General features: G+C 43.9%; 7 protein-coding genes. All 7 read right to left on the minus strand.

Translation table 11 applies throughout. The features are described 5' to 3' along the window. A partial coding sequence (locus L6773_RS20700; protein WP_237856570.1) for an FAD-dependent oxidoreductase occupies positions 1–719 on the minus strand: 719 nt, incomplete at its 3' end. A gap of 164 nt (positions 720–883) precedes the next feature. Then, on the minus strand, positions 884–1855 hold the full coding sequence (locus tag L6773_RS20705) for a hypothetical protein (protein ID WP_237856572.1): 972 nt from the start codon (positions 1853–1855) through the stop codon (positions 884–886). A 53-nt stretch (positions 1856–1908) separates the two neighbouring features. Beyond that, positions 1909–3273, minus strand: a complete 1365-nt coding sequence (locus tag L6773_RS20710) for a sulfatase family protein (RefSeq protein WP_237856573.1) — start codon at positions 3271–3273, stop codon at positions 1909–1911. Between the two features lie 3 nt (positions 3274–3276). Continuing rightward, positions 3277–4656, minus strand: coding sequence for a sulfatase family protein (locus L6773_RS20715; RefSeq protein WP_237856574.1), 1380 nt, complete (start codon positions 4654–4656; stop codon positions 3277–3279). A 166-nt stretch (positions 4657–4822) separates the two neighbouring features. Continuing rightward, positions 4823–5416, minus strand: coding sequence for an ankyrin repeat domain-containing protein (locus L6773_RS20720; protein ID WP_237856575.1), 594 nt, complete (start codon positions 5414–5416; stop codon positions 4823–4825). A gap of 349 nt (positions 5417–5765) precedes the next feature. Then, complete coding sequence (locus L6773_RS20725; RefSeq protein WP_237856576.1) at positions 5766–7379, minus strand: sulfatase; 1614 nt, start codon at positions 7377–7379, stop codon at positions 5766–5768. Positions 7380–8822: 1443 nt separating this feature from the next. Further along, positions 8823–11294, minus strand: coding sequence for a glycoside hydrolase family 3 N-terminal domain-containing protein (locus tag L6773_RS20730; protein WP_237856577.1), 2472 nt, complete (start codon positions 11292–11294; stop codon positions 8823–8825). Positions 11295–11543 lie beyond the last annotated feature (249 nt).

The raw sequence follows: 11543 nt of genomic DNA on the forward strand, positions 1-11543 counted from the left end.
ACAAAGCCCGGAAATATATGATTGTGAGTTCTTACCTTCTGAACTCCATTTAAGGTTTCATCATAGGTAGAGTTAGATTCACGACCCACATGATAGGAGACTCCGGCCATCGCCAACAGGTCCCCTTCGTACGTAGCATCGATAAAAACCTTCCCCCTGTAAATATTGCCGGCTTCAGTTTCAATGGCAGTGATTCGGTTATTCCTCTTCGTAACTCCTCTCTCGCCAAGAATAAGTCGATCTTCCATCACGACAGATACACCGGCGTCGTCCAGCATTCCTTCGTAAATTTCCCTGGCTACATGAGGTTCAAAGCCAAACATTCCTTCACTGCCCGGTTCGAGCAGGACACTATGATCCATATACTCCATTCTATCTTCGTAAATCCAGGGTTCATCAGAGCGATAGTACTCCCGGATCTGGTTATAGAATTCTAAAGAGAGTCCTCCGATGGTTCCCTCTATTCCAATATCGGTTCGACCCAGTCCGCCAGTTGTTAAGCCTCCAAGATGAGAAGAGGGTTCAATCAGGATAACTGACATCCCTTTTTGTGCGGCTGAGACCGCAGCTATAACCCCGCCGGATGTAGCACCATACACAACAATATCAAATACATTACCTTCTTCTGCCCCAGTGCAGCTTACCAGATGTGAAGGCAGCAATAAACCACCTGCCAGTGCTAATGACCCTTTTAAAAAATTACGCCTATTAACTGCCATATCTCTTTTGGATTATTATTTAATGTCTACTCAGCATAAGAATATTAATAATTGGCATGGAAAAGTCACCTCACAATTCCTTTAAATATGCTTACATCTTAAAAAGGAGTTTAAATTTATTTGGAAAAAGAGTTACCCCAAGAATCTGTAAACCACGATTGGGGCTACTCCCTTCCGGTTTCAGTACTGTATACGTTTAAAAAAGATTTTTCTAATATGTGATCCGGACTGGAAATAATTTTGAGCCGATTGTTATTAAAAGAAATTCCGGCCCCCGATCGAAAATTCGCCCCGTTTTTTGATTTGAATGTTTTGGAAGCAATTTTCCGTATAGTAAACGTCTTAAACTGACTGGTAGATAGTTTGAATAGATCTGCTACATTTTGCTGGTTTTCATCATACCCCATTCCAACCAAAAATAACTCCTCATTTTTTGTGCCTACCAGGTTTAAATTTTGGTAGCTATGAAATCTAGGATCAGTCCAATTATTTCTATCCATTTGGCTGGTTGTTATTGTATGAACTTTCCGAAAATTTGCGGGGTGGTTTGTTTCATCATTGGTTTCACCAACATAAAAATCAAGATGACGGGAGTCCCAATCCCCCACAACCAATAAATATTTATCTCCAACTCTTGTTAAACCTACCGCACCGGCAGTTGCCCTTTCATACGCACCTTCTCGGTTAATGACCGCAATGGGATTCTCAGGTGGATTTTCCGGGTTTTCCAGGTGGAACAGATACACTTTGGAGCGGGTCTTTTCTTCGTTATCCTCAATTCCTACAGCAAGATAATCTTCAAATATCTGGAATCCGCCGGCATGCTTAAAAGGTTTCTCAAGGATTTTAACAACTGAAACGACATGCGGCTTTTCATTTATTTTGACAATACCATAGTAGGAATATGTGCTCGAACTTCCTGTTACAACAGCATAATCTTTTCCACCCCGGGAATAAGATTGCACTCCCTGCAGATGTCCTCCTTCATTGTTAACAGGTTCCTCATTCGTAAAAGCGATAGATTTGGGAACTATATCTAAATTATCAAACTGCTCTTTAACTAAAGATTCATTTTTAACCGGCGAACAGCTAACGAACCATAAAATCGAAAAGAACCCTATTAAATATTTAAACATTTTGGTTTGATAGAATTGCTCCAAAAACTTAGTGAAGAGTATTGATGGACATATTATTCATCCGGTCGCTGCCAGGGAACCTGCCCTCCTTTTTGCAGGAACTCCTGCATAATATTGTTTAACTCCTTGTACTTCTCCGGGTTGTCATGGATTCGATTGTGCTCTTCAGTGGGGTCGTTTGCCAAATTGTACAATTCCTGAGGGCTAAATGGACTGTTTTGGAGTAGTTTCCAGTCACCAAGTTGAACGGCCTGGATGGTCAACCCACCATATCTGATACCACCTTCACGTCGGGAGAAATATAACGGTTCCTCCCGTGGCGGCTGCTCCTCTCCCAGCAACGTCGGCAGGAAACTTTTTCCATTTAACGGACCATCATAGGGAATCCCGGCAGCCTCAAACAGAGTCGGGAAAATATCCATTGTTAATGCTACTCGTTGTGTACTTGTCCCCGGGTTTATCTTTGCAGGCCACGTCACAACTGTGGGTACTTTCAGGCCACCTTCATACATGCTCTGTTTGGCTCCCCGCAGCGGACCGTTATTGGCCATACTGGGCCGGTGCCCGCCATTATCACTCGTAAAAATGATGAAGGTGTTTTCGTACTGACCATTATCCTTTAAAGCTTGAATTACTTCCCCAATTCCTGCATCCATATGCTCGATGAAAGCAACCAGGTTGGCCCGGGTATCATGGATTTCAGGTTCTCGCTCTTTTACTTTTTCAAGCCACTCTTTTGGGGGCTGAACCGGAAAATGAGGAGCATTATAGGCCAGGTAGAGAAGAAAAGGTTCTTCTTCATTTGCACGTTCGTTGAGATACTCTACCGACCAATCAGTAAACAGGTCCGTGGCATGACCCTCCGGATCGATGGTTTGCCAGTTCAGCCGCATATAATTAATGCCATGCCGGCGATGCTCCCAATAGTCATCCATCATATCGCCCAGCCAGCCGTGAAAATGATCGAATCCGCGATCGTTGGGTATGTTGGGAGACTCCAGGCCTACATGCCACTTGCCAACCAGGGCCGTGTGGTATCCATGTTCCTGCATGACCGAAGGCAGCATCACTGCATCAGGATCCAGGTATCCCCAGTTGTTCTCCGGATGGGTTCGAATCACACCCGGAACTCCTACAAAATCCTGGTACTGGCCGGACAGAAGAGCTGCACGTGTAGGAGCACAAACCGAACTGTTGGCATAAAAGTTATCAAAGCGCATGCCTTCTTCGGCCAGCTGATCAATATTCGGCGTTTGCAGATCCCCGGTTCCATAATAGGAAACATCATGGTAGCCCTGGTCATCGGTCAGGATAATCAAAACATTGGGTTGATCCTGTGATTGAGCAGCATTCGCATCAACCCAAACCAAACCCAAACTCAACAATAATACGCCAATACAGATTCTGAAACTTTTCATGATTTACGGATTTTGTGTGGGCAGTTCACTTCCAACTTCTTCAGCCAATTGAATCATCCTTTGCCGAATATTCTCCACAATTTCAGGATGATCTCCAGCTCGATTAAATCGCTCACCCGGATCATCCTGCATGTTAAATAACTGCGGTTCTTCCTCTATAACTCTCAGCTTCCATTCTGCAATTCTTATCGCCTCCAACACCCCATATCGGAAATAAGCATACTCATTTCTTGGTGAGGTTTCAGATTCACCGGTTAAAAAAGAAGTTAGATCATAACCATCCAGAGTGTGATCAGGCAGTGTGGCTCCACCGATCTCCATCATGGTTCGGTAAATGTCGGGCATTCCCACCAACTGATCGGTAACCTGGTTGGGATCGATTTGAGCAGGCCATCGAATCATCGCCGGAACACGACTCCCCCCTTCATAGGTTGTCGCTTTACTACCGCGAAGATGTCCCGATGATCCGGCATGCCACGGCAAATTCCCATCCTGAAGCATCCGGTCGGGGAGATTTAGCCATGGACCATTATCGGAGGCAAAAAATACAATCGTGTTTTCTGAAATCCCCATTTCATTAAGTTTTGCAAGAATCTGTTCTACACTCCAGTCGATCGTCTCAATTACATCTCCGTATAAACCGGCTCGGGAGGATCCCCGGAATTCCTCTGTAGTTCGCACCGGAAGATGAGGCATCGCATATCCCAAATAGAATAAAAATGGCTGTTCTCCATTCGCATGGCCTTCGATAAATGCGACCGCTTCTTCTGTGTACCGTACGGTCAGTGAGTCTTGGTTGATCGGATGTTCCACCATCTCCGTCCCCCGATAAAAACCCAGCGGTTCATCCGTTTGCACCCAAGGTTTAATCATATCATTGGAGTATGGTAACCCGAACCAGGAATCAAACCCTTGATTGGGAGGCAAGAAGCGATCCTCCTTGTATCCAAGATGCCATTTTCCAACCATGCCTGTTGAGTACCCTGCGTCTTTTAACCCCTCTGCCAGTGTGACTTCGCTATCCGGCAAACCGCCGTCTCCATCCGAACCGGTACCGCCGCCAAAATTAACACGAGGCATATACCGGCCGGTCATAAGTTGGGTCCTTGACGGCACACACCAGACTGCGGTTTGAAAGGATGTAAACCGAATCCCTTCGGATGCCAATTGGTCAATATTTGGCGTCCGGATGGCTGGATGCCCCTGAACACTCAGGTCCCCATATCCCATATCATCGGCCAATAATATGATGATGTTTGGCTTTTCAGGTTGGTTACTGGTTGAAGGATCAGGATTCTGAGAGCAACTTGTGATAAAAAAGAGAAGTACTGTTAAGAGTATACAGTGCTCCAGGTTATGGTAGATCTTAAAGGTGATATTCATGGTTCCAAATCATGTTTAGGTTTTTAATCTGCATCTCAAGGATTTTTTACCACAGTGACGCAAAGAAAGTCAGAAAATATATTATGAATATTTTGGTCGATTACTGATTCCAATGGCCCTTGCCCATCGAAGCTCTGGCAAGGAGTAAAATTGCTATGTTTTGCGGTTAATTCTCAAGAAGTGCCACCACATCACTATGGCCGTTATTTCTCGCAAAATCTGCGGCTGTTTCGCCGTCTGTGTCTGCTAAACTGATATCTGCATTATACTCGAGCAGTACTTCGATCACTTCCATATTCCCTTCCGCAGCAGCGTACATTAATGCAGACCAACCTTCTACTGAATCCTTAATGTTTGGATCAGCACCATTTTCTAGCAAAAACTCAACTGTTTCCGGGAATGGGCCGCTGGAAGCAAACATCAGAGGGGTTCGCCCTTCACTGTTTTGTTTTTGAACTTCCGCTCCCTGCTCAATCAAAAATTGTACAACCTCTGAATGGCCATTAAATGAAGCAAACATCAGGGGCGTACGGTCAAGCTGATCCCCCTCTTCGATGTTTACTCCTGAATCCACAATCTGTCGGACTGATTCAAGATCTCCCTGCAAAGAAGCATTTCGAAGATCATCAGCTGAATAAGATTGACCGGTTTGAGTGTCTGATTGGGAAGAAGTTCCCGGTGGGCGCTGAGAGGTATCATCCGATGAGCATCCAACCAATAAAAATAGTAGTGTAAACGTAAATAAAAGTTTGTTTTTCATAATGATTTAAAAATACACTTTTCATCATCGATTCAAATTTTAAACTGAATTGATACTCTACAAAAATAATAAACAAGTATAGATTATGATGTGAGCCACCTTAAAGATTCAAAGGTCCTTCAAGAGTGGCGTTCAAAAAACTGGCGCAAGGTCCTTCTAGAGTGGTGGCTCTATCACCTCAACCTTCAACACGATTATTTTTCAGAGTATAACAACAAAAACTGGCGCAAGGCGATCCCTTTGGGAAAGGAACTCTACTTCGCTGCGTACTCTTGAAGGTTGTTCGAGTGACCACCTTGAGAGTCCGAAGGACCTCCAAGAGTGGCGGATTTGAAGCGATAAAATCCCACTACTCCTCACCCGGCTCACTCCCCCACCACTCGTTACCGGGTGAATAATCGGGAGAAAGGAATTCCAGCCGCTGCTGCTCCAATCGTGGCAATAACTCGTTCTCAACCGATTCAAGGTGGCGTGCTTCCGCTTCCGGGTCATATTGTGGATCTGCCATTGGAAACCTTGCATTGGTCATTTCAAGATAATTTGTCAGCTCTTTCCCAAGACGCTCTGCAACGTCAGGATGATTTGCATAAACATCTTCCTGTTCACCAATATCCGTACTTAAATCATACAGAACCTCTGTACTGTCGGCGTGATATCGAATCAGTTTCCAGCGACCATCCCGGACAACGGATGAGGGCCTTCCTCCCTGGTTTCCATAATGTGGGTAATGCCAAAAGAGCAACCGATCATCAATTTCTCCGCCTTCCAGAACAGGCTTAAGACTTACACCGTCAACGTGCTCATTGGGACGCAGATCGGCACCCACTAAATCCAGTATAGTTGGATAAAAATCAGTGCCGGTCACAGGGGTATCATTTTCATCCCCCTGAAGATTCAACCATGGCACATTAATGAAGTATGGAACTTTGAGTCCGCCTTCATACTGTGTTCCCTTACCACCTTGCAGTGGTTTATTGGAGGTCGCATAATCATCGCCGGCGGCAACTCCTCCATGGTCGGATGTAAAAATGACAATCGTTTCATCATCCACTCCCATCTCCTTAAGTGTTTTTAAGATCTGCCCGACAGCATCATCCATATGCTGAATCAATCCGGCATAAACAGGGTTATCCTGCACCGTTCGTATCGGCAAAAAATATCCCATCTCAAACCCGTTATCCGCAATACCCAGGCGCTCCGCTTTATCTCTATATTTCTGCCAATAGGCCTCCGTAGTTTGAATGGGAGCATGAACCGCATAAAATGAGAGAAATGCTAAAAACGGCCTGTTAGAATTCTGCCTGATAAAATCGGAGGTTTCCTTCGCCAGTTTTTCGGAGTAGCTCATCCCGGCTTCATTTGGGTAATCCTCCATTTTTGGATTGTTGAATGGTGAAAAGTAACCACCCGTGTAGGGACCACCTGCCTCAAAACCTCCTTCATTATAATCAAATCCATGATTCTCGGGATACGATCCTTCACTGCCTAAATGCCATTTGCCGGCAAAAAACGTGGTATAACCCTCAATTTTGAGAGCCTCAGGCAAAATAGTGTAAGCGTGCGGTAAAGATCGCACATAATCAGGAGGGAGTAACTTCGTATGTCGGCCCCTTTCTCTCCAATTTTCTCCCACCGGTGCACCGATCCAATCTGTAATGCCATGCCGAGCCGGAGACTTTCCCGACATAATACTCGCCCGGGAAGGACTGCAAACCCTGGCAGCTGCATACCCATTCGTGAAAATCATACTTTGGGATGCCAGTGAATCAAGATGAGGAGTTTCATAAAAATCACTTCCAAAAGCACTCATATCATGAGCACCAAAATCATCCGCAATGATAAATAGTACATTCGGGTTTTGAGGTGCTGAACGCTGAACTCTTTCTTCCGTACAGGAGATACAAATAAATCCAGCAATCAGTAAAAGACAGACGGAGAGTTTTGATAGGTATGAGTGATTCATAAAACCTTTTTTTGCCTAAATGATTAGAATTGAACGTCATGTTTCCGAAACAGAACTTTGGAAACCAGTATCCAGAATAAACCTCAAATTACTAAAGAGTCATAAAAATGATTACATGAAGCGGTTTTAATACTTAAGATGCAGATTTCCTTTCAAGAGCCTTTTTAACTATTCGATCTTCACTTCATGATAAGTTATCAGGAATCAGATCTTCGCGGTAAATGTAATGATTTCCGCAAAAAACTTCTTTTTCCTGCTCACTACGGATTTTTTTTCTGAGCCGGTAGTAAAAAATTCAAACCTATGAACAACTAATTTACCGTGTAATTTGCAGAAAAAATTGAATGGATGCGTTTTTATTACACCATTTCTATGAAGGACCTCAAAAGTACCATTCATCGCTTTTTGCGTAAATAGAGACAATAGCCGCAAAAATCAGGTATTTCAACTTTGAATATTCTGTGTTTAAAAGGCAACTCTTATCGATTCAACTTCTAAAACCTGAAATTTCTGATTTATAAGATATGATAGATCATTACAATTTTATTTTCGCGGAAAATGGACTGTTTTTGGCATAATAATTGAATTTAACTTTCATTACTTAGAAAAGTTAAGATACCTTGATCGGGCTCATATTTGCTGTCTAGTTAGCAGGTTTTCTAAGAAAACAATCAATAATTAAGAACTGTGCTCATAAATTCAGATATTTTCTGGAATTCTAACCCTTTACGGGTAATTGTTAGCGAAGGTTTGCAGAGAGTTTCATTGCAATTCAAGATTTTTGTGATCTATCTCCGTTTTCTTCAGATTCTTTCAGTGGATGTCAGAGTGCAGTTTTATGAAAATCCATTTACAGAAAACTGTTAACCTTTGGTTCATTCCGCAAAAAATTGATAATCAGTTATTCTCCTGACAAACTTAATAACTCCTTTTCAACTTTCTCGATAAGCGAAAACAAATATTCTCGAATTGGCATTAGGACCCACAGGTACTGGGTAGAAATCGATAACTTTAATTCGGAAATCTCTGGGTGAAACAAAAAGCCATCTAAATATCACTAATGATATTGATTGGGCGGGAAAATTCTATCAGTACATCACTCTAGAATTTGTTCTGTATTTCCAATATCAACAAGATCTTTCACTGCCTCGTGTGCTGGGATAATGGCTGAATTAGGAGACGCATGGGGGCCTTCTGTTCTAGGCTCAGGAGGCTCAAATGAAGGTGGAACAGGAATATCCAGCGGGGCTTGGGTCGTCTCTGGGCGGCCCATAGGTCCCAATCCGACTATGGCCGCGATTTTTACCCGGTCGGAGCTATCATTCAGGACCAAAAGAAACGGTTCGGCAGGTAGCTGGTCAATGTACTCCTCGCGATCTGCCAGAGCCCTTCGAGCAAATTCTGAAATATCTGTATATATATCCCACTTACTCTTTTATAGTTTTAATTTGGCGAGTTGCCAATTATCGGAGGCACATTATACTTTTCGGTTCGATTGTCATTTATCACACCAGACCAATTAAGGCCGAACGCAAAGTCGTAGGCATTGCCGTTGCTGTCAACATGAGGCTCCATGTCGCGCGGAACATCCTCGAGCTGAGCCTCTACTGTCTCCATGTTCGCGGGCATCTGAAGTGGCAGCAGACCGGATGGTTCTACCTGTCCTGTGATAATCTCAAGGAATGCTTCGTCAGATACACTACCTCCAAATCCCACAACAATCGCATCAACCTCACTCTCGAATTCGTGAAAAACCATTGGATTGGACATGTCCACTGCAACAATGACTTTCTCTGCGATAGATTCGGTGTTCAATACAAGGTCTAAATGTCTTTCATTCGTAATGATGGCCGTCTCCCCGAAATAGGAGCGATTCTCCTTCACCAGCTTTTCTTCTCCATTCTCTGTGACCTCAATCATATCTCCACTGATAGATTCTTGACGCACGAATTCTGAATTGGCAGTATATGGACGATACTGTAGAGATATAGGCCGATAGGTGTATTTTTCACCATCGCGTGATACCCCACCATATCCCAGGAAAGTTGGATTGCCATTTTGGGGATTGTTGATTTTAACAATAGAGAAATCACAATCGGCTATTTCTGATCTCGGTGCACGTATAATGTCATCTGGATGTAGCGTCGGATTTCCATCTTCGTCGGGGGGACCAGTAAATGTTTCTGTTACCTCATCTGTAAGAACATCGTAATATTGACCAGCAATCTCTAGATCAAATCCCGGCTCCGCAGAAGCCGGTGTCCTGGAAAACCCACCGGAAGCGGCTACGTAGACCCTGGGGATATAAACCCTGGGTTTTTCATCTTCTACCGATGCCTCGTGAATTATGTCATCACTGTTTTTTAGCATAACAATAGATTTGAGCATGGCCTGGTAGCCTCTTTCATTATGTTCTTCATTATCAGGAACCGATTCCGCTTTTTCGAGACTGAGATAGGGATTATCAACTATCCCAATATTAAAATGAGTTCTCAGGATTCTCTCGGTTGACTTCTTCATGATTTCGTCCATGGCTTCCTGTCCCAACTTTGCTACTCCAAGTTCATAGGCCTTAACACCCTGATCAATATCCCCTTGGAAGGCCTCTCCAATCTCACCGAAAGCATCCGCTCCGGCCTCTAATACACCCAGCATAGATTCTGTCTGAGTTAAATCTTCTACACCAAAATTGGATGATGGCAATCTGCCTCCCTCTGTATTCATGACTCCAAAATCCGTCAGGATATAACCATCCCAGTCATACATTCCTCTCAACACGTTATTGATTATGTATTCGCTGTAGCTTGAACCAACGCGTTCTCCACCAATGGGAGAACCATTGGCTTCAAGATTGATAGAATAGCTTGTCATGGCAGCAGTTATGCTTTCTGTTTTCCCGGGCAGATCCATAGCGGCAGCAAACGGAAGAGTATGCGTCCAGAATTGTCCACCTGGGTATACATTATAGGCCCCATCACGGGTATGCGATTCTCGTCCGCCCTCACCGGGTCCATCACCAGGCCAGTGTTTCATCTGGTTGTTTACACTGTGATCGCCCCAGCCTAGGTCATTGCCGTCCTGATCGTAGGTAGATTGCCATCCGTTAATAATAGCGCTGACCATATCCATTGACAGAGCAGGGTCTTCACCAAACGTACCTGGAATACGCCACCATCTTGGTTCTGTTGCCAGGTCCATTTGTGTTGCGACCTGCATGGAGATTCCCATGGCACGCCATTCCTCAGATGTCAGCCTTGCATATTCGGCACCGATTTCTGGATTAAAGGTTGCAGCTAGACCCAGGTTTCCAGGCCAGTTTGATACATCTCCCGACCGAGGGTCATCCATCCAGACGGCTGGAATAGCAGTAATATCTTCAAGGCCCTCAATATACGCCTGCACCATATTATTCCAACTGACTTTTGTACGAGCATCTACGTTTTCACCGGGGGCTCTCAATTGTCTGTAATTTAATTCAAGGGCATTTTTCATGTTCCCATCCAGGGTATCTTCACTCACGGTATAAAAACCGAATGGGTTCATTTTCATGCCCATCATCTGCTCAATTGTGAACTCACTAGCCATAGCCGTTGCCCTTGTCTCAGGGTCGACACGCCAGTCTTCAAATTGATCCAGTAGGTTGTTTCTGTTGAGGTCTTTGAATGCATACCCGTTTGCCTGAATAAGGTTAAGACCGGAACTTTTGGAATAGCCAAGGGTAGACCCGCCTTCATTGGTTACCATCGTCCACCCATCCGGGGTTTGTGTTTCGGTCCAGTTTACATTACCTGATCCTAGAATTTCAGGTTCTATAGGATAATTTTCGGCTTCATAGGTACCATTCGAAGTACATCCAGATAAAATCAGGACAAAAATCATGATTGTTGAGAAGATATGGCCTAGTGATTGGTTCATTAGTTTTTCCTCATTTGTATATGTTATGTTTGATTTAATACTGAAAGTACTCTTCGAAAAAAAATCCAGTGGGATAACAGGTGATTATTCAAGAACCTTGACCTGAATGCTCCTAAATTGAGTAGGATGGCTTTCTGCTTGCAGTGATATGTATCCCTGGTCAATCAGTAGATTATCAGGATCAATATTTTCAACCTCCATTAAATGTTGTGCATCAGCATCCTCAGTGTCAAGCTGGGGATTGGTGTA

The sequence above is a fragment of the Rhodohalobacter sulfatireducens genome, from assembly GCF_022012475.1.
Taxonomy (GTDB): domain Bacteria; phylum Bacteroidota; class Rhodothermia; order Balneolales; family Balneolaceae; genus Rhodohalobacter; species Rhodohalobacter sulfatireducens.

What these genes read in the sequence shown, in the direction of transcription:
- L6773_RS20705 (WP_237856572.1), bottom strand. Translation starts at nt 1,855, where the DNA reads ATGTTTAAATATTTAATAGGGTTCTTTTCGATTTTATGGTTCGTTAGC.
- L6773_RS20710 (WP_237856573.1), bottom strand. Translation starts at nt 3,273, where the DNA reads ATGAAAAGTTTCAGAATCTGTATTGGCGTATTATTGTTGAGTTTGGGT.
- L6773_RS20715 (WP_237856574.1), bottom strand. Translation starts at nt 4,656, where the DNA reads ATGAATATCACCTTTAAGATCTACCATAACCTGGAGCACTGTATACTC.
- L6773_RS20720 (WP_237856575.1), bottom strand. Translation starts at nt 5,416, where the DNA reads ATGAAAAACAAACTTTTATTTACGTTTACACTACTATTTTTATTGGTT.
- L6773_RS20725 (WP_237856576.1), bottom strand. Translation starts at nt 7,379, where the DNA reads ATGAATCACTCATACCTATCAAAACTCTCCGTCTGTCTTTTACTGATT.
- L6773_RS20730 (WP_237856577.1), bottom strand. Translation starts at nt 11,294, where the DNA reads ATGAACCAATCACTAGGCCATATCTTCTCAACAATCATGATTTTTGTC.